Consider the following 17359-nt stretch of genomic DNA (forward strand, 5'->3'; position numbering starts at 1 on the left):
GTCTCTACCCCACGACGAACGCCTGGCGCTTGCCCGCAAACTGCTGGCGGCTGGCACGGACGCCTCGACAGCTTCCAGCAGCCCGAGCCAACGCTCTGGGTCCGGCACTGATCGTGCTCCCGCCGGCGACCGCAGTACTGATCGTGCTGGTGATGCCGAGCGAGGTCGTGGTGACGAGCTCGCTGCAGCTCGTAGTTCTGGTCCGGGCTCGGGGCGTGCTCGTACGTCGAGTGCGCGTCGGAGCGGGGCCGATGTGGACGACTTCGTGGGCGAGGACGAGTCGGAGTGGGACAGCTCCCGTCGGCGTACGGGCTCCATCAGGCGAACTGCCGGCACGGTCGACCCGTGGGATGAACAGCAGGACGAAGAGAAGAACGCTCGGCCGGCGAAACGTCGGGGTGCGTCGAGTCGGGCATCGGGTGCGAGTTCTGCTGATCCTTGGGGTGAGCAGGATGAGCGCTCTGCTCGTACGTTCGAGACGCGGGCGGCCGATCGGGTGGCTGAGGCGCGCGCCTTCGCGGACGATGCACCTGCACGGGGCGCGGACCTAGGTGCACCACCAGAACAGTTCGATCCGTGGGCGGACGCGGATTCACCAGCTGCGGTTGAACCGTCCGCCAACGCCTCACCGAGCCCCGCAGTTCCGGCAAGGCGCACATCTCCCGCAGAGCGCGCGCCTGCCGCAGACCAGCGCACGCCACGCGACAACTCCTCGACATCGGAGAGCGCGGCTCCTGCGCGAGTGCTGCCCGCGGATGACAGCCCGTCGATAGGCGAGCCTCATTTGGTGAACCCCGAGGGTCCGGCCGATGACGCAGTTCGTGCGGTCGGACACCGGGCAGTCGACACGTCGGCCGCAGCGGATCGTCCGGGGCCTGCAGATCGTCAGCTGGGCGTGGGCGTGGATGCGTCGGCCGGGGAGTCGTTCACCTCAGCTGGGTCGCCGCGTGCGGATGGGCCGGTGCGTGGTGATAGCGCGGTGCGTGGGGATGGCGCAGCGGGTGCGGACGGCGCAGTGCGTGCGGCTGACTCGGCGCCTGGGGATGGTGCGGTGCGTGCGGACGAGCGTTGGTCGGTGGACGGGTCTGCTGCGGCGGATGGTGCCGGGGCTGCGGGTCGTCCTGCGGGTGTGCGTGATGGTGGGTCGGGCGGTGAGTTGTTCGGCTCTGGTGGGTCGCCGCGCGGGGGTGGCCCGGTGGCTGGGGATGGCGCGGTGCGTGGGGATGGCGCGGTGCGTGGGGATGGCGCGGTGCGTGCGGGTGGCTCGGGGGCTGGGGATCGTGCGGTTCGTGCGGGGGAGAGCCGGCCAGGAGGTGGGTCGTTCGCGGCCGGGCGCTCGGCGTCTGGGGATGGCTCTGGGGGTGGCGGTGACAGTGTGCTGGGTGGGGAGTCGGTTGCGTCCGATCGGTCGGTGGCTGCTGGGCGGGCCGGTGAGAGTGGGGCGGCTGGGGGCGGTTCGGGTGGTTCGGGGGAGAGTGGGCGGTCTGGGGGGCGGGGGAGTCGGGGGCGGCGGGCGGTTGGTGGGGGGTTTGGGCGGGGGCGGAAGAGGCGGGGGAGTGAGGAGCCGGAGCGGCTGGGGGATGCTGCGATGGAGCAGGATGCGGATCCGGCTTCGGTGGCTCGGACGATTTTGCTGGACAAGTTGACGGGGCAGCCGCGGACTCGGGCTGAGTTGGCTGATGTTTTGGCTGAGCGGGAGATTCCGGACGATGTGGCCGATGAGGTGCTGGATCGGTTTACGGAGGTCGGGCTGATCGACGATGCCGCGTTCGCGAATGCGTGGGTGGAGTCGCGGCATCGTGGGCGTGGGTTGGGGAAGCGTGCGCTGGCGCAGGAGCTTCGGCGGCGGGGCGTGGATGATGAGCTCGCCCGGGATGCGCTCGAGGAGTTGGAGCCGGAGCAGGAAGAAGAGACAGCGCGGCAGCTGGTACGGCGGAAGTTGCGGTCGATGCGTTCGCTGGAGCGGCAGGTGGCGATGCGGCGGTTGCTCGGGATGCTTGCGCGGAAGGGGTATCCGGGCGGGATGGCGATGAGCATCGTGAAGGAGGAGCTGGATGCTTCGCACGACGAGTTCCCGCTCATCGATTCGTCGGGCTTAGGACCTGAATGACGAACGAGCTGCCAGTGGTGCGTGAAGCCACTGCGGCGGATCGCGCCGGGATCCAGCGGATGTTGCGCGAGTTGCACGGCGAGGGCGCGGACAACACCACCTTGCCTGAAGTGCGTCAGCAGGCGAGGACCTTCGTCGCAAGCGCGTCCGCGAGCTCAGCCGCGAGCCCAGCCGCGAGCCCGACTGTGGGCGTGACCGCGAGCGCGAGCGCAGGCCCGAGCGCGGGTGCGAGCCTGGGCACAGGTCCGAATGCGAGTGCGAGCCTGGGCACAGGTCCGAATGCGAGTGCGAGCGCCGGCCCGAGTGCGAGTGCCGGCCTGAGTGCGAGCGCCGGCCCGGGTGCGAGTGCCGGCCCGGGTGCGAGTGCCGGCCCGGGTGCGAGCGCCGGCCCGGGTGCGAGCGCAGGCCCGAGCGCGGGTGCGAGCCTGGGCACAGGTCCGAATGCGAGTGCGAGCGCCGGCCCGAGTGCGGGTGCGAGCCTGAGTGCCGGCCTGAGTGCGAGTGCCGGGGACGGGATTGTCGGGGTGCTTGTGGTGACGTTTGTTGACTACGGGCGCGAGCCGTACGGCGTTGTGGAGGAGCTCGTGGTGGATCCAGCGAGCCGTTGTGCCGGGACGGGTGCGGCGCTGCTTGGCCAGTGCAAGTCCTGGTTGGGAGCGTTGGGGGCCGAGGTGGTCTTTGTCTCGGCTATCGACGAGGAGGCAGCTGAGTTCTACCTGCGCGCCGGATTCACGCGATGTACCGGTCCCTGGCTCTGGGCGGCGGCAGGGCTGCCGGCTTAGGTCAGCCTGAGCTGTTTACCTTTGCTAAAGGTCGTGCTCGGGAACTGGCCCGGCAGTGTTGGGCAGTGAGCCGGGTGGAGGTCACTTTGTGGGCGGAAGGTTCTTGACGGAATCACCGCCTACTTCGAGAGGTTCCGCCCAATGTCTGACTTCACCCGTCGCCGGTTTCTCGGCGGCGCTGCAGCGACCGCGAGCCTTGGTGCCGCGGCCGCTTTGATGCCCGCGAGTGTCCAGAAGGCCCTCGCCTCCCCGCCGCCGCGTCCGGCGCGGCTCGGCGACATCAAGCACGTTGTGATGCTCATGCAGGAGAACCGGAGCTTCGACCACTACTTCGGCACGCTGTCGGGAGTGGCCGGGTTCGACGACCCGCACGCGATCAAGCTGTCCACCGGGCGCAATGTCTTCTACCAGCCCGACACCGAGAACCCGGACGGCTACATGCTGCCGTTCCACCTCGACACGCACTCGACCAACTCGCAGGCGATCCCGTCGACGAGCCACGCGTACTCGGTCCAGCACCAGGCCTGGAACGGCGGCAAGATGGACGCCTGGCTGCCCGCGCACCGGGCCGCCGACAAGGCCAACGGGCCGTACGTGATGGGGTACTACACGCGCGACGACATCCCGTTCCAGTACGCGCTCGCCGACGCGTTCACGATCTGCGACCAGTACCACTGCTCGGTCCAGGGTCCGACCTGGCCGAACCGCCTGTACTGGCAGACCGGCATGGTCGACCCGGGCGGCACGCTCGGCGGGCCGATCACGTCCAACTCGTTGCCGAACGGCGCGTACCGCTGGACGACGTACGCCGAACGCCTCGAGGCCGCCGGTGTCAGCTGGAACGTGTACCAGGACCAGGTGGGTCTGAGCAGCTACAACATGCTCCCGCACTTCAAGCAGTTCCAGGACGCCACGCCCGGTACGCCGCTGTACGACAAGGGCATGAAGGTGTCGCCGCTCGGCCAGTTCGAGTACGACGCTCTGCACGACAAGCTCCCGACCGTGTCCTGGCTGATGACGGCCGGTGGCGTCTCGGAGCACCCGAAGGAGATGCCGGCCGCCGGGGCCGACTTCGTCGCGTCGAAGATCGCTGCGATCGCCGCGAACCCGGACGTCTGGAAGAAGACGGTCTTCATCCTGAACTACGACGAGAACGACGGCCTGTTCGATCACGTCGTACCGCCGACCGCACCGGCGGGTACGCCGGACGAGTACGCGCTCGACCTGCCGATCGGCGGCGGGTTCCGGGTGCCGTGCATCGTGGTCTCGCCGTGGACCGCGGGTGGTTGGGTCAGCAGCCAGAAGTTCGACCACACGTCGGTGCTGCAGTTCCTCGAGAAGCTCACCGGCGTACAGGAGCCGAACATCACCCAGTGGCGTCGCAAGACGTTCGGTGACCTCACCTCGGTGTTCCGCCACGACCACATCAGCAAGCCGCCGGCGCTGCCCGAGACGGGTGCCCGGCTGAACCTGGCGACGTACGAGGCGGCGCAGTTGCCGGCTCCGACGTTCCCGACCTCGACGCAGGTCGTCCCGCATCAGGAGCGCGGCGGTCGCCACCGCCTCTGAGGTACGCCGACAGCCGGGCAATCACGTCGATTGCCCGGCTGTGGCATGCCGCGGGAGTAGCGTCGGCGACATGGTGAGCCTGGAAGACGTGCAGCGGCTGGTCGGCCAGTTGCCGGAGACCGTGGAGACAACGAAGCACGGCCATAGGACCTGGGCGGTCGGCGGCAAGGGGTACGCGTGGGAGCGGCCGTTCAGCAAGGCGGACCTCAAGCGGTACGGCGACGAGACGCCGCCCGACGGGCCGATCCTGGCGATCAAGGTCGAGGATCTCGCCGAGAAGGAGGCCGTGCTGGCCGCCCGCGCAGGGGACGGGTTTTTCACGATTCCGCATTTCGACGGGTACGCCGCGGTGCTCGTGGAGCTCGACAAGGTGCCGGAACAGGTGCTCCGTGAGGCACTGCTCGACGGGTGGTTGGTGTACGCCCCGGCGAAGGTCGCGAAGGCACACCTGGACGGGCAGTGACGGAGAGTGAAGCGGTTTCGGGTCCGGTGAGCGGCGAGGGGCGTTGACGGGTGGGGTGCGACGGTGTGTTATCCGAGGTAGGACTGGTATTTGGACCGGTCCGTAGGCTGGGATTTTCCGTCGATCCGCCCCAGACACCGCGGAGGGTGCAATGAACGATTTCCAGGAACAGGCGAAGAACTGGCTCCGGAATGTCGTCAAACAGAACCCGGACAAGATCAAAGCCGGCGTCGACAAGGCCGGCGACCTGATCGACAAGCAGACCGGCGGGAAGTACGCGGAGAAGGTCGACTCGGTCCAGCAGAAGGTCGGCACGTTCGTCGACAACCAGACCAACGAGGAGCCGGCCCAGGCGGAGCAGACACCCGCGGACACGACGTCGGAGTCCACCACCGCGGGTACGGCGGAGAGCGCACAGCCGGACAGGCCTGCGGCAGGCCCCGCCAACTAGGCCCCGCCAACTGAGCCCCGCCAACTAACCAGGTCCACATCTGCAGCCCCGCGGCCGGTTCAGCGCGGCGGGTGCTGGAGATCTCAGGGCTTACACGTATGCCCGTTGTGGAGTAGTCCAGTGCCCGGAGTGGTCTCATCCCGCGGGTGACGGGGGAGTGTCCGTCTTGACCGCGTGATGGGCCGCGCTTAGCCTCGGGATCAAGAAGGGATGAATCCACCGCAACGGTGGCGGATATAACGATCGGCGAGTCGGGTGAAACAGCCGACTGACCGGCAAAAAGACGCAACCACGCTCGACTGAGCTGAAGGAAGGACGACGGCGCCATGCGCTGTCGATAGACGGCACCGAACGCAAAACCCGGACGGTCACCACACCGCAAGGGCGCGAGCGGTGTCACCGCGATCTCCGCGTTGTCGGCGGCGACTCACGGTGAGCAAGCGAGGCAATCAACGCCGGAAAGCCGCACCAAGCGGCATCCACGGCGTTGTTGCGAGCACAGCTATACCGTCGCAACGGTAGACACCGGTACCGCCTAGCCAAGGTGGCACCGGCACTGCCGTACCCCGAGAGCAGCCGGACCCCGGTGGCGCCTTCAGCCGTACCGGTGGTGAGTCCCTTCGACAGACGGCCACAGTCCCGCGTGGGACTCGACGGAGAGGCGAGACGCCGATGACCGCGATGTCCGTTGGCCTGGCCCTGATCGGATTGCTGATCGCAGGATTACTGGCCTGGATCGGCCTGACCCTCTCCCGCCGGAAAGCCGCCGACAACTCGACCGCCCAACTCGAGGCTGCGCAGCTGACCGCCGGCGCGAAGTCCGCGGCAGAGCTGGTACGACGGCAGGCCGAGGAAGAGGCCGCCGTACTGCGGACGCGCGCCGAGGCGGCCGAGCAGCGCAGCGAGGAGATCCGCCGCGGCGCCGAGGACCGTGCGTCCGAGGTGCGACGTGATGCCGAGCAACGGGCGTCCGACGTACGGCGAGAAGCCGAGGCGGAGGCGCAGTCGATCCGGGACGACCTGCGGGAGCAGCGTCTCGAGATGGAGCGCCGCGATCACCGGCTGACCGAGCGCGAGGAGCGGGCCGACGAGCAGCATCGCGCGATGGAGGAACGCCAGACCGAGCTGACCGCGCAGCTCGGCGAGCTGGACAAGCGCAAGAGCGAGATCAAGGATCTCGAGGACGAACGCCGCCGGATCCTCGAAGGCGTCGCGAACCTGACCACCGAACAGGCGAAGGCCGAGCTGGTCGCGTCGATCGAGGACGAGGCCAAGCGGCACGCGCACACGATCGTCCGCGACATCGAGCGGCAGGCCCAGGACGAGGGCGAGATCAAGGCCCGCAAGATCATCACCGGCGCCGTGCAGCGGCTGGCGTCCGAGCAGACCAGCGAGTCGGTCGTCTCCGTCGTACACCTGCCGAGTGACGACATGAAGGGCCGGATCATCGGGCGCGAGGGCCGCAACATCCGGTCGTTCGAGCAGACCACCGGCGTGAACCTGATCATCGACGACACCCCCGAAGCGGTGCTGCTGTCCTGCTTCGACCCGGTACGGCGGGAGACCGCGCGGCTGACACTGGATTCGCTGGTGCTCGACGGCCGGATCCATCCGAGCCGCATCGAGGAGATCTACGAGCGCAGCAAGGGCGAGGTTGCCGAGCTGTGCGAGCGGGCCGCCGAGGATGCGATGGCCGACGTCGGGATCACGGACCTCCACCCGGAGCTCATTCGCACGATGGGGCTGCTGCGCTACCGCACGTCGTACGGGCAGAACGTGCTCAAGCACCTGATCGAGTCGGCGCACATCGCTGGGATGATGGCGGCCGAGCTCGGGTTGGATCCCAAGCTGTGCAAGCGCGGCGCGTTCCTGCACGACATCGGCAAGGCGCTCACACACGAGTCCGAGGGCAGTCACGCGATCGTCGGCGCCGAGTTGGCCCGCAAGTACGGCGAGAACGACGACGTCGTGCATTGCATCGAGGCGCACCACAACGAGGTCGAGGTCCGGACCGTCGAGGCGGTGCTGACGCAGGCCGCGGATGCGGTGAGCGGCGGCCGTCCGGGCGCGCGGCGGGAGTCGTTGGAGGCATACGTCCAGCGGCTCGAGCGGCTCGAGGAGATCGCGATGCACCACGAGGGCGTCGAGAAGGTGTTCGCGATGCAGGCCGGCCGCGAGATCCGGGTGATGGTTCTACCGGACGCGGTCGACGACATCGCGGCGCAGGTGATGGCCCGCGACATCGCGAAGCAGGTCGAGGAGGAGCTGACGTATCCGGGCCAGATCCGGGTGACCGTCGTACGCGAGTCCAGGGCTACTGAGGTGGCGAAGTAGCGTACTTCGCCCGCCACGCCGGCGGGTCGAACGGAGCCCCGTAGATCCGGGTCTCGCGAGCGATCCGGCCGTCGCGGAACTCGACGACGTTCGCCACGTAGTACACGTCGCCGCCGTAGTCCGACCGGCCGAGAACGACGAAGTTGTCGCCGGAGCCGGTGATCCGGAGGATCTCGATCGACGGCGGGTTCGGGTACTCCTGCTGCATCGCGCGCATCGGGTCCCGCCCGACGATGCGTTCGCCGGACTGCGGCATCTCCAGGACGTAGTCCTCCGTGCGCATCTCGTGCTCCGCCTCCGGCGAGAGCGCGAGCTCGCTGTCGGGCGTCCACAGGCGTTCGAGCAGTTCACGGTTGTGGTCCATGAACTCATGGTGCACCCGGCTCGCGCCGACGAGGGCGGCTACCTGCTCGGCCGGCGGAGGTGGGTCGGCGTGACGTCGATCGGCTCGTCGGCGACGCGTTCCGGCGGGGCCGTGCGGTACTGGGCCTCGACCTCCGGGTCGATGACGGGCCTGTCGGTGCGTCTGCGCTGGTTGGCGAGGCGGTACGACAGCCAGATCCCGGCCGCGCCGCCGAGCATGATGATGATCCCCAGGGCGGTCAGGTTGAACGTGTCGGACGTGTCCCGTACGGCGAACGCGAGGACAGCGCCGATCACGACGAGTGCGATCCCGGCCCCGATCCGCATACCTGCTCCTTCCATGAACACGGAGTAGCTGAGCTCACTCCTTGTGCCCAGGGCGACGCAGTTGTATGCGCCTCAGCGGAAGGCGGACTCGCCGGTCAGCGCCTGGCCGATGACGAGCTGGTGGACCTCGGACGTGCCTTCGTAGGTCAGGACCGACTCGAGATTGTTGGCGTGCCGCATGATCGGGTACTCGCCGCTGATGCCGTTCGCGGCGAGGATCGTGCGGCATTCGCGGGCGATCGCGATCGCCTCGCGGACGTTGTTGAGCTTGCCGACCGACACCTGCTCGGGGCGGAGCGTGCCCTTCTCCTTCAGCCGCCCGAGGTGTACGGCGAGCAGGACGCCCTTGTTCAGCTCGACCGCCATGTCGGCGAGCTTCGCCTGGGTCAGCTGGTACGCCGTGAGCGGCTTGTCGAACACGATCCGCTCACCGGCGTACGCGATCGTGGTCTCGAGGCAGTCGCGGGCCGCGCCCATCGCGCCGAAGATGATGCCGAACCGCGCCTCGTTCAGGCAGCCGAGCGGGCCGGACAAACCGCGTGCCTCGGGCAACAAAGCAGAGCCGGGCAGCCGCACATCCGACAGCACCAGCTCCGAGGTGACGGACGCGCGCAACGACATCTTCTGCTTGATCTCCGGCGCCGTGAAGCCGGGCGTCGACGTCGGTACGACGAAGCCGCGGACGCCGTCGTCGGTGCGTGCCCAGACCACCGCGACGTCGGCGACGGAGCCGTTGGTGATCCACATCTTCGAGCCGTTCAGCACCCAGTCGTCGCCGTCGCGGCGGGCGTTGGTGCGCATGCCGGCCGGGTTCGATCCGAAGTCGGGCTCGGTCAGGCCGAAGCACCCGATCGCCTCACCCGCGGACATCCGGGGTAGCCATTCGTTCTTCTGCTCGTCGCTGCCGTACTTCCAGATCGCGTACATCGCGAGCGATCCCTGCACAGACACGAGCGACCGCATCCCCGAGTCCGCCGCTTCAATCTCCAAGCACGCAAGCCCGTACGCAACCGGGCCCAGCCCGGCGCATCCGTACCCCGTCAGATGCATCCCCAGAAACCCGAGCGCCCCCAGCTCCTTCGCCAACTCCCGCGCCGGAATAGAAGCCGTCTCGAACCACTCCGGCAACGCCGGCCGCAACCGCTCATCCGCAAACCGCCGAGCAGCCGCCCGAACATCAACCTCTTCCCCGGTCAGCAAAGAGTCGACATCCACAAGATCCAATGAAGCACCCATGTGCTCACGCTAGCTGGTAGATGCGGCGACGCGGTGGTGTGGAAAGCCACACGCCTATTTCAGGATCAGCGTTCCGTCGAAGGAGTCCAGGTCGGCAAGGGTCTCCTCGTACACCGGTCGGAGCGGAGGCAGGTCGTCCCGTGCGAAGAATCGGGCATCGCGAGTCTCGTCGGTCTCGGCGAGTAGCGAGCCGCTCCAGCGGTCCACGCGGAAGACCACCGAGAACATCTGGTGGTCGCCGCCGAAGGCGTTGGTGAACCAGTACTGCGGACCCGTGTAGAGGGCGATCGGAGTCGCTGCTTCCACGGTCAGACCGGTCTCCTCGTGCACCTCGCGAACCAGTGCGTCCCAGATCGACTCGCCCAGTTCGAGCCCTCCGGCCGGCATCACCCAGGTGTTGTCGTCGGAGCGGCGGACGAGGAGTACGTCGCCGGTGTCGTTGCGGATGACCGCCCGCGGACCTGGGGTGATGAGCCGCTGCGCACCGACGTACGTGCGGAGGTTACCGACGTAGGTCTCCTCGAAAGGGACTGATGTCATTTCGTGTACCAGGGCCACCACCAGTGGCGTCTGCGGGGGTGGCGGACGACGACGCTGGCGTGGTGGGCCTTGCCGGTGACGTGCAGGCGGACGCCGCCGGGGCGAGGTGCTACCGCCTTGTTCTTGGCGCTGCTGTGGTTCGACTCGACCTGGTCGATGTCGACGCTCCAGCCCTCGGGGATCACCATCACCACGGAGCTGTGGATGGCCTGCGCGTCGACGTGGATGTCGGCCCAGTGCACCACCGCGTCGGTGAAGTCGAGCTTGACCGACGAGTGTTCGGCGATCGCGACCATGCGCTCGGGCACGACCCACGCGCCTTCGCGCTTCTGTGCGCTGTGCCGTGCGCGGAGGGTGAGCTCCTGCGAACTGCCGTGGGCGACCGGCATCAGGTCGGCGGTCGCGTTGCGCAGTTCGAGGTGGGTCTTGGCCGTGTAGATCTGGGTCAGCCGCTCGTCCAGTTCCTCGAAGTCCAGCCGCCCGTCGGTATGCGCTTCCTGGACCACGGCGGCGGCACGTTCGCGGTCGTTGTCGGATGCCCGGTGACCGGGCGGCGGCTGCTCCAGACTCATGCGACCAAAGGTAGCGCCGCTACAGGTTCGACAGGAATCGGCCGACCACAGTCGACCAGGTCTTGTCGAGCTCCTCGGCGTACTGCTCGGCGTCCGCGACCAGCGTGTCCGGATCGAACCCCATCGACCGCAGCCGTTCCGGATTCCATCGGCGCACCCGGTCGGCTGCCACCTCAGGGTGGAACTGCACCCCCCAAGTGCGGTCGCCGACGCGCAGCATCTGGTTCGGGCAGCGCTCACTCGACATCAGCAGTACGGCGTCCTCGGGCAGCCGCGTGATCTGGTCCTGGTGGCTCTCGATCGCCCACACCGTCGACGGAAGGCCCTCCAGCAGTGCGTCGTCAGCGGGCAGCACTGTCAGCGCAGTCACACCCTTCTCCGGCAGACCGTACTTCCCCCGGACCTCGCCGCCGAACGTGTGCGCCACCAGTTGACCACCCAGGCAGATTCCCAGCACCGGCACCCGACCATGCGCGGTGCGCAGCAGGTCGCGCTCTACGGACAGCCAGGGCGCTCGGTCGTCCTCGTCGGGCAGGAGCCCGCCGCCGAGCATGATCAGCGCCGCATGGTCTCCGATGCTGCTGGGCACCGGCTCACCGTCCCAGGCCCGGACGATGACCGGCGTGATCCCGCGGTCGTCCAGCCAGCCGAGCAGGTTCCCGGGGCCGCTCTCGCGGTCGTTCTCGATGATGAGCACCGTGGTCACCGGGCCACGGTACGCGGCACACCGGACACCGCCGTACCGGAGTCGTGATTCCTGGATACTGATGCACTGTGGGGGTGCAGATGGAGCCGATCAGTGGATTCGTGCGCGCCGTGGTGGGGGACGTTGCCTTCATCTTCGGCAAGGGCCTGGTGAACGCGTACCTGCTGGCCCGCCGCAACGGGGTGTCGAGGCCACAGCTCGACCTCCTGGTGCGCTCACACGGCCAGTACGTGCCGCTCGCCATCCCGACCGGCACCGTGCCCGCCGTCGACCGACTGGTCGGGCTGGACGAGAGCCGGCCCGCGCCTCTGCTGACAGTCGAGTTCACTCCGGGCGACACCGGCGCCGAGGCCCACCTCACCGCCAACAACCCGGTCCTCATCACGATCACCGACGTCACTCACCAGGAGTACGACGCAGTAGTACTGACGACCTCGCTCGGCGCAGCGGCGTACGCACAACTGCCGCCGGGGTACTACCACGTGTCCGCTGTGGTCATCGACGAGTACGCCGAGCTGCTGCAGGGGTACGGCGCTCAGCACAACCTGCACGTGGACAAGGGCGACGACCTGATCGTCTCCCTGTCGATCCGCACCGCCGGGGTCGGCGAGATCGCGACGGCACTGGAGACCGGTCCGCAGCCAGTGATCGTGGGGGAGGACGGCGACGTCGTACCGCTGCTCGACCTGGTCCGCATCGGACGCGCGCCGGACTGCGACGTGATCATCGACCGCCAGGAGATCAGCCGCCACCACGCGGAGCTCCTCCGGATCGATGCGACCAGCTACGAACTGCGGGATCTCGGGTCCACCAACGGCACGTCGGTGAACGGCGTACGGATCGAGACCGCGATGGTGGGCGACGGCGACGAGATCCGCCTCGGCGCCCTGCCCTTCCGCTTGTACCTCGGCTGACCGCATCCCGGCCTGGACCTGGAAGAATGGCACCGTGAACTCACGCAGTGTCGTCATCCTCGGCTCGACCGGCTCGATCGGTACTACCGCGCTCGAGCTGATCGGCCGGAACCGGGACCGCTTCCGCGTCCTCGCGCTGTCCGCCGGCGGCGACAACGTCGGGTTGCTGGCGGAGCAGTCGCTCGAGTTCGACGTCGAGGTCGTCGCGGTGGCGAAGGCCACGGTCGCGCAGGACCTGCAGCTGGCGTTCTACGCCGAGGCGCAGCGGAAGGGATACGCGCAGGGCGAGTTCCGGATCCCGAAGATCATCACCGGGCCGGATGCCTCCAGCGAGCTCGCCGCGATGCCGTGTGACGTGGTTCTCAACGGAATCAACGGATCAGTCGGCCTGCACGCGACGCTGGCCGCCCTGGACGCCGGGAACACGCTGGCGCTGGCCAACAAGGAGTCGCTGGTGATCGGCGGCCCGATCGTCACGCGGCTGGCCAAGCCAGGGCAGATCGTCGCGGTCGACTCCGAACACAGCGCGATCGCCCAGTGCCTGCGAGGCGGTACGCCGAACGAGGTCCGCAAGCTCCTGCTGACGGCGAGCGGCGGTCCGTTCCTCGGCCGTCCCCGCAGCGAGCTCGCGAACGTCACGGTCGAGCAAGCCCTTACCCACCCGAACTTCGCGATGGGCCCGGTCGTCACGATCAACTCCGCCACACTGGTCAACAAAGGCCTGGAGCTGATCGAGGCGCATCTGCTCTTCGGCATCCCGATGGACCGGATCGACGTCGTGATCCACCGGCAGCAGGTGATCCACTCGATGGTCGAGTTCTTCGACGGCGCCACGATCGCGCAGGTCGGCGTACCGACGATGACCGTGCCGATCGGGCTCGCGCTCGGCTGGCCTGACCGGATAGCGGACGCCTCGCCGCCGTGGAACTTCGCCGAGGCGAGCACCTGGACGTTCCAGCCGGTCGATGACGCAGAGTTCCCGTCGGTCGGCCTGGCCCGCGAGGCGGGCGCTCGGGGCGGTACGGCGCCCGCCGTGTTCAACGCTGCGAACGAGGTCTGCGTGGAGGCGTTCCGGGCCGGACGGCTGCCGTTCACCGGGATCGTCGACACAATCGCCCGGGTGGTGACCGAACACGACGTACCCTCGTATGTGGAACTGTCCGTCGACGACGTGCTCGCCGCGGACGCGTGGGCCCGGAACCGGGCTCGTGAGATCACTGACGGCAACCGATAGCAGCCAGGAGAACCAGAAGGCATGACCGTGCTTCTCACCACCGTCGGCATCGTGCTGTTCGTGCTGGGGGTCCTGATCTCCGTGGCGCTGCACGAGATGGGCCACATGCTCCCGGCGAAGGCGTTCGGGATGAAGGTCACGCAGTTCTTCGTCGGCTTCGGCCGTACCGTCTGGTCGACCAAACGCGGCGAGACGGAGTACGGCATCAAGGCGATCCCGGCCGGCGGGTTCGTCCGGATCATCGGCATGCTGCCGCCGGGCAAGGGGCAGGACCCGACGAAGGTCCGCAAGGCCAACACCGGCCCGATCCAGTCGATGGTCGAGAACGCGCGGTCGGCGGAGTACGAGACGATCTCACCCGAGGACGACGGGCGGCTCTTCTACCAGAAGGTGTGGTGGAAGAAGCTGATCGTGATGGCGTCCGGGCCGCTCGTCAACGTCGTCATCGCGTTCGTGCTGTTCGGCGGCCTCTACATGCTCTACGGGACGCCGGTCGCGCAGACCACGGTCTCCACCGTCACCGACTGCGTGATCCCGGCCAACCAGGCATCGGCCGACCGGCAGTGCACCGACACCGACAAGGTGTCGCCGGCCAAGGTCGCCGGGTTCCAGGTCGGCGACAAGATCGTCTCCTTCAACGGCACGCAGATCAGCAGCTGGGACCAGCTCACGCCGCTGATCCGTGCGAACACCGACAAGCCGGCCACGATCGTTGTCGAGCGCAACGGTGCCCAGAAGACGCTGCAGACCAACACGATCGTGAACCAGGTGCAGGAGAGCGCGACCTCCGACAAGCTCGTGTCGGTCGGGTTCCTCGGCATCTCGCCGACCGAGAAGGTGGAGCAGCAGAGCTTCGGCTTCGTCGTCGACCAGATGGGCAAGCTGACCGTCAGCACCGTGCAGGCGCTCGGCAAGTTCCCGGAGAAGCTGGTCGGGGTCGCCAAGTCGATCGTCGGCGGCCAGCGCGACCAGGACAGCCCGATGAGCGTTGTCGGCGCGAGCCGGGTCGCGGGTGAGGTCGCCTCCAGCGATCTGGGCGTCGGACAGAAGATCGCCACCGGAATCCTGCTGCTCGCCTCGCTGAACCTGTTCCTTGCCCTGTTCAACTTCATCCCGCTGCTGCCGCTGGACGGCGGTCACATGATCGGCGCGATCTGGGAAGGTATCCGGCGCGGCTTCGCCAAGCTGTTCCGCCGGCCCGACCCCGGGTACGTCGACGTGGCCAAGCTGCTCCCGATCGCGTACGTCGCGGCCAGCGCGATCGTGGTGATGGGCGTGCTGCTCGTCATCGCCGACATCGTGAACCCCATCAAGCTCTTCAACGGCTGACCTCACCCACCACTGGTTAAGGACTCATGAGCATCAACCTGGGCATGCCCGCGCTGCCGCCTCCGACCCTCGCGCCGCGCCGCAAGACCCGTCAGATCAAGGTCGGCAAGGTGCTGGTCGGCGGCGACGCGCCGGTGTCGGTGCAGTCGATGACGACCACGCCGACCAACGACGTCAACAAGACGCTGCAGCAGATCGCCGAGTTGACCGCGGCGGGCTGCGACATCGTCCGGGTCGCCTGCCCGCGGCAGGAGGACGCCGACGCGCTGGCGGAGATCGCGCAGCACTCGCAGATCCCGGTGATCGCCGACATCCACTTCCAGCCGGGCTACGTGTTCGCCGCGATCGAGGCCGGCTGCGCCGCGGTCCGGGTGAACCCGGGCAACATCCGCAAGTTCGACGACCAGGTCAAGCAGATCGCCCAGGCTGCGAAGGACCACGGTACGTCGCTGCGCATCGGCGTGAACGCCGGTTCGCTGGACAAGCGGCTGCTGGAGAAGTACGGCAAGGCGACGCCGGAGGCGCTGGTCGAGTCGGCTGTCTGGGAGGCGTCGCTGTTCGAGGAGCACGACTTCCACGACTTCAAGATCTCGGTCAAGCACAACGACCCGGTCGTGATGGTGCAGGCGTACGAGATGCTCTCCGAGCGGGGCGACTGGCCGCTGCACCTCGGCGTGACCGAGGCCGGGCCGGCGTTCCAGGGCACGATCAAGTCGTCGGTCGCGTTCGGCGCACTGCTGTCGAAGGGCATCGGTGACACGATCCGGGTGTCGCTGTCCGCGCCGCCGGTCGAGGAGGTCAAGGTCGGCCTGCAGATCCTGCAGTCGCTGAACCTGCGCGAGCGCAAGCTCGAGATCGTCTCCTGCCCGTCCTGCGGCCGCGCCCAGGTGGACGTCTACACCCTCGCCGAGCAGGTCACCGCCGGCCTCGAGGGCATGGAGGTCCCGCTCCGCGTCGCGGTCATGGGCTGCGTCGTGAACGGCCCCGGCGAGGCTCGCGAAGCCGACCTCGGCGTCGCCTCCGGCAACGGCAAGGGCCAGATCTTCGTCAAGGGCGAGGTCATCAAGACCGTCCCGGAGTCCGCCATCGTAGAAACCCTCATCGAAGAAGCCATGCGCATCGCCGAAACCATGGAATCCACCGGAGAAGCCGGCGAACCCACCGTCAGCGTCAGCTGAGCGCAACAATCTCGTCGACACATCTCCGGAGCTGATTGTGATGCGTTCAGGCACGGACAGCTGGGAAGGCGCGGACGAGCAGGAACGACGCCGTCGGGCGGACGAGCTCATGGCGGTGCTTGCCTCAGTCCCGATGGACTTCAGCGGGTCCGCCGATGCCTGGAGGTACGGCGGAGGCCGCGACCTCAGCCGCCTCGCGGAGAAGGCACGTGACTGAGTACCTGGTGGTCAGTGCGGTCGTCGGTGAGGCTCGGTACGTGCCTGCTGGGATCCCGGTGGTGATCACTGGGGTCGGGAAGACGGCTGCAGCGGTTGCGGTTGGTCGGGCTTTGGCTGGGCGGGATACCTCCGAGCTGGTGGTGCTCAATGTGGGTACTACGGGAGCGCTGCGCGACGGGTTGGCTGGGCTGTACTTGCCGAGTGTTGTGATCAACCACGACCTCAACGGGGATGCGATTCGGGCTATTGGGTTGGATCCGCAGGATGAGCTGCGCATCGACGGTGGGGACGGGACGGTGCTCGCGTCGGGGGATGTGTTTGTGACGGATCCTCTGGTGCGGGAGCGGCTGGCGGAGCGGGCTCAGCTGGTGGATATGGAGGCGTACGGCGTCGTGTACGCGTGCCGCGAGTACGGCGTACCGGTTCGGGTTGTGAAGCATGTGTCGGACTCGGCGGATGAGGCAGCGCTTGACTGGCCGGCTCTGGTGGATGCGAGCGCGAAGGTGCTGGGGGAGTGGGTCAGCGAGTACGTGCGCTGAGCCACTCCAGTACTGCGATCTCGCGCACCAGCCAGCGCATCACGCCGACGCCGCTCTCCATCACCCGGCGGTTCGCCGCCAGGGCAGCGTCGAGAGTCACCCACTGCGGCGTGAGTTCCAGCTCGGCCTCGTAGCCCTCCAACTGTTGCTCGCCGACCGGAGTCCCGCCCGAGCATTCGAAGTAGTACGACGTCATGCCGAACACGTCGTACTCCGCGTCGCTCGCCGGCACCTCCTCGCGGGTTGTTGCCAGCTCGGCTCCGACGGCAACCGCGTCGTACGCGCATTCCTCGCGGAACTCGCGGCGTAGCGCGACCTCGAAGGACTCACCAGGTTCGACGCCGCCGCCGGGGAACTTGTAGTCGCCATGGCGGGACGCGAGCAGCAGCAACTCCGGCCCGCGAAACAGCACCCCGCGGACCGCGGTGCGTTCGACCACACGTCCGCCGGGAGCGAGTTCCGGTGAGCGAAAGGTCGCGAGCAGCATGCGGTC

Annotated in this window: 19 protein-coding genes; 12 read left to right on the plus strand and 7 right to left on the minus strand. The window is 68.0% G+C overall.

Translation table 11 applies throughout. The features are described from left to right. Positions 1 to 1588 precede the first annotated feature (1588 nt). The 6 genes from ACQPYH_RS17265 (at position 1589) to rny (ending at position 7709) form a co-directional block, all read left to right on the plus strand. Positions 1589 to 2110, plus strand: coding sequence for a regulatory protein RecX (locus tag ACQPYH_RS17265; protein ID WP_432892480.1), 522 nt, complete (start codon positions 1589 to 1591; stop codon positions 2108 to 2110). After that, positions 2107 to 2892 carry a GNAT family N-acetyltransferase gene (locus ACQPYH_RS17270; protein WP_432892482.1) on the plus strand — a complete coding sequence of 262 codons (786 nt, stop codon included), beginning with the start codon at positions 2107 to 2109 and terminating at the stop codon, positions 2890 to 2892. The genes ACQPYH_RS17265 and ACQPYH_RS17270 overlap by 4 nt, the downstream gene beginning before the upstream one ends. Before the next feature lie 141 nt (positions 2893 to 3033). Continuing rightward, complete coding sequence (locus tag ACQPYH_RS17275) at positions 3034 to 4461, plus strand: alkaline phosphatase family protein (RefSeq protein WP_432892483.1); 1428 nt, start codon at positions 3034 to 3036, stop codon at positions 4459 to 4461. Between the two features lie 70 nt (positions 4462 to 4531). Continuing rightward, positions 4532 to 4924, plus strand: a complete 393-nt coding sequence (locus ACQPYH_RS17280) for an MmcQ/YjbR family DNA-binding protein (protein ID WP_432892484.1) — start codon at positions 4532 to 4534, stop codon at positions 4922 to 4924. A 151-nt stretch (positions 4925 to 5075) separates the two neighbouring features. Continuing rightward, complete coding sequence (locus ACQPYH_RS17285; protein WP_432892485.1) at positions 5076 to 5375, plus strand: antitoxin; 300 nt, start codon at positions 5076 to 5078, stop codon at positions 5373 to 5375. 672 nt (positions 5376 to 6047) lie between these two features. Beyond that, entirely contained in the window at positions 6048 to 7709 is a 1662-nt protein-coding gene (gene rny / locus ACQPYH_RS17290) for a ribonuclease Y (RefSeq protein WP_432892486.1), read from the plus strand. On the opposite strand, the gene ACQPYH_RS17295 is transcribed toward rny, so the two are convergent. From ACQPYH_RS17295 to ACQPYH_RS17320, 6 genes are all read right to left on the minus strand, one after another. Continuing rightward, the gene (locus tag ACQPYH_RS17295; RefSeq protein WP_432892487.1) at positions 7690 to 8073 is read right to left on the minus strand and encodes a nuclear transport factor 2 family protein; all 384 of its coding nucleotides are present in this window, start codon (positions 8071 to 8073) and stop codon (positions 7690 to 7692) included. The genes rny and ACQPYH_RS17295 overlap by 20 nt on opposite strands. A gap of 38 nt (positions 8074 to 8111) precedes the next feature. Then, complete coding sequence (locus tag ACQPYH_RS17300) at positions 8112 to 8399, minus strand: DUF6458 family protein (protein ID WP_432892488.1); 288 nt, start codon at positions 8397 to 8399, stop codon at positions 8112 to 8114. Between the two features lie 72 nt (positions 8400 to 8471). Beyond that, the gene (locus tag ACQPYH_RS17305) at positions 8472 to 9635 is read right to left on the minus strand and encodes an acyl-CoA dehydrogenase family protein (protein ID WP_432892489.1); all 1164 of its coding nucleotides are present in this window, start codon (positions 9633 to 9635) and stop codon (positions 8472 to 8474) included. A 54-nt stretch (positions 9636 to 9689) separates the two neighbouring features. After that, complete coding sequence (locus tag ACQPYH_RS17310; RefSeq protein ID WP_432892490.1) at positions 9690 to 10175, minus strand: NUDIX domain-containing protein; 486 nt, start codon at positions 10173 to 10175, stop codon at positions 9690 to 9692. Next, positions 10172 to 10747 (minus strand): DUF1707 SHOCT-like domain-containing protein, encoded by a 576-nt coding sequence (locus ACQPYH_RS17315; RefSeq protein ID WP_432892491.1) that lies wholly within the window; start codon positions 10745 to 10747, stop codon positions 10172 to 10174. Before ACQPYH_RS17315 ends, ACQPYH_RS17310 begins: the two co-directional genes overlap by 4 nt. Before the next feature lie 19 nt (positions 10748 to 10766). Beyond that, the gene (locus tag ACQPYH_RS17320; RefSeq protein ID WP_432892493.1) at positions 10767 to 11453 is read right to left on the minus strand and encodes a type 1 glutamine amidotransferase; all 687 of its coding nucleotides are present in this window, start codon (positions 11451 to 11453) and stop codon (positions 10767 to 10769) included. An 80-nt stretch (positions 11454 to 11533) separates the two neighbouring features. Here ACQPYH_RS17320 and ACQPYH_RS17325 point away from each other — a divergent pair, with 80 nt between their 5' ends. The 6 genes from ACQPYH_RS17325 to ACQPYH_RS17350 are packed head-to-tail and all read left to right on the plus strand — an operon-like array spanning position 11534 to position 16866. After that, on the plus strand, positions 11534 to 12367 hold the full coding sequence (locus ACQPYH_RS17325; RefSeq protein WP_432892495.1) for an FHA domain-containing protein: 834 nt from the start codon (positions 11534 to 11536) through the stop codon (positions 12365 to 12367). A gap of 34 nt (positions 12368 to 12401) precedes the next feature. Beyond that, a complete protein-coding gene (gene dxr / locus ACQPYH_RS17330) occupies positions 12402 to 13601 on the plus strand; it encodes a 1-deoxy-D-xylulose-5-phosphate reductoisomerase (RefSeq protein ID WP_432892497.1) in 1200 nt (399 codons plus the stop codon). A 21-nt stretch (positions 13602 to 13622) separates the two neighbouring features. Beyond that, positions 13623 to 14930 carry a M50 family metallopeptidase gene (locus tag ACQPYH_RS17335; protein WP_432892499.1) on the plus strand — a complete coding sequence of 436 codons (1308 nt, stop codon included), beginning with the start codon at positions 13623 to 13625 and terminating at the stop codon, positions 14928 to 14930. 26 nt (positions 14931 to 14956) lie between these two features. Further along, on the plus strand, positions 14957 to 16108 hold the full coding sequence (ispG, locus tag ACQPYH_RS17340) for a flavodoxin-dependent (E)-4-hydroxy-3-methylbut-2-enyl-diphosphate synthase (protein WP_432892501.1): 1152 nt from the start codon (positions 14957 to 14959) through the stop codon (positions 16106 to 16108). A gap of 40 nt (positions 16109 to 16148) precedes the next feature. Continuing rightward, entirely contained in the window at positions 16149 to 16325 is a 177-nt protein-coding gene (locus ACQPYH_RS17345; RefSeq protein WP_432892503.1) for a hypothetical protein, read from the plus strand. Then, positions 16318 to 16866, plus strand: coding sequence for a nucleosidase (locus ACQPYH_RS17350; RefSeq protein WP_432892504.1), 549 nt, complete (start codon positions 16318 to 16320; stop codon positions 16864 to 16866). Before ACQPYH_RS17345 ends, ACQPYH_RS17350 begins: the two co-directional genes overlap by 8 nt. On the opposite strand, the gene ACQPYH_RS17355 is transcribed toward ACQPYH_RS17350, so the two are convergent. Next, positions 16847 to 17353 (minus strand): NUDIX domain-containing protein, encoded by a 507-nt coding sequence (locus ACQPYH_RS17355; protein WP_432892506.1) that lies wholly within the window; start codon positions 17351 to 17353, stop codon positions 16847 to 16849. The genes ACQPYH_RS17350 and ACQPYH_RS17355 overlap by 20 nt on opposite strands. Positions 17354 to 17359: the final 6 nt, after the last annotated feature.

The sequence above is a fragment of the Kribbella sp. CA-245084 genome (assembly GCF_050942355.1).
GTDB lineage: Bacteria > Actinomycetota > Actinomycetes > Propionibacteriales > Kribbellaceae > Kribbella.

What these genes read in the sequence shown, in the direction of transcription:
- ACQPYH_RS17355 (WP_432892506.1), bottom strand. Translation starts at nt 17,353, where the DNA reads ATGCTGCTCGCGACCTTTCGCTCACCGGAACTCGCTCCCGGCGGACGT.
- rny (WP_432892486.1), top strand. Translation starts at nt 6,048, where the DNA reads ATGACCGCGATGTCCGTTGGCCTGGCCCTGATCGGATTGCTGATCGCA.
- ACQPYH_RS17265 (WP_432892480.1), top strand. Translation starts at nt 1,589, where the DNA reads ATGGAGCAGGATGCGGATCCGGCTTCGGTGGCTCGGACGATTTTGCTG.
- ACQPYH_RS17270 (WP_432892482.1), top strand. Translation starts at nt 2,107, where the DNA reads ATGACGAACGAGCTGCCAGTGGTGCGTGAAGCCACTGCGGCGGATCGC.
- ACQPYH_RS17325 (WP_432892495.1), top strand. Translation starts at nt 11,534, where the DNA reads ATGGAGCCGATCAGTGGATTCGTGCGCGCCGTGGTGGGGGACGTTGCC.
- ACQPYH_RS17310 (WP_432892490.1), bottom strand. Translation starts at nt 10,175, where the DNA reads ATGACATCAGTCCCTTTCGAGGAGACCTACGTCGGTAACCTCCGCACG.
- ACQPYH_RS17285 (WP_432892485.1), top strand. Translation starts at nt 5,076, where the DNA reads ATGAACGATTTCCAGGAACAGGCGAAGAACTGGCTCCGGAATGTCGTC.
- ACQPYH_RS17315 (WP_432892491.1), bottom strand. Translation starts at nt 10,747, where the DNA reads ATGAGTCTGGAGCAGCCGCCGCCCGGTCACCGGGCATCCGACAACGAC.
- ACQPYH_RS17335 (WP_432892499.1), top strand. Translation starts at nt 13,623, where the DNA reads ATGACCGTGCTTCTCACCACCGTCGGCATCGTGCTGTTCGTGCTGGGG.
- ACQPYH_RS17295 (WP_432892487.1), bottom strand. Translation starts at nt 8,073, where the DNA reads ATGGACCACAACCGTGAACTGCTCGAACGCCTGTGGACGCCCGACAGC.
- ACQPYH_RS17305 (WP_432892489.1), bottom strand. Translation starts at nt 9,635, where the DNA reads ATGGGTGCTTCATTGGATCTTGTGGATGTCGACTCTTTGCTGACCGGG.
- ACQPYH_RS17280 (WP_432892484.1), top strand. Translation starts at nt 4,532, where the DNA reads ATGGTGAGCCTGGAAGACGTGCAGCGGCTGGTCGGCCAGTTGCCGGAG.
- ACQPYH_RS17300 (WP_432892488.1), bottom strand. Translation starts at nt 8,399, where the DNA reads ATGCGGATCGGGGCCGGGATCGCACTCGTCGTGATCGGCGCTGTCCTC.
- ACQPYH_RS17345 (WP_432892503.1), top strand. Translation starts at nt 16,149, where the DNA reads ATGCGTTCAGGCACGGACAGCTGGGAAGGCGCGGACGAGCAGGAACGA.
- ACQPYH_RS17275 (WP_432892483.1), top strand. Translation starts at nt 3,034, where the DNA reads ATGTCTGACTTCACCCGTCGCCGGTTTCTCGGCGGCGCTGCAGCGACC.
- ispG (WP_432892501.1), top strand. Translation starts at nt 14,957, where the DNA reads ATGAGCATCAACCTGGGCATGCCCGCGCTGCCGCCTCCGACCCTCGCG.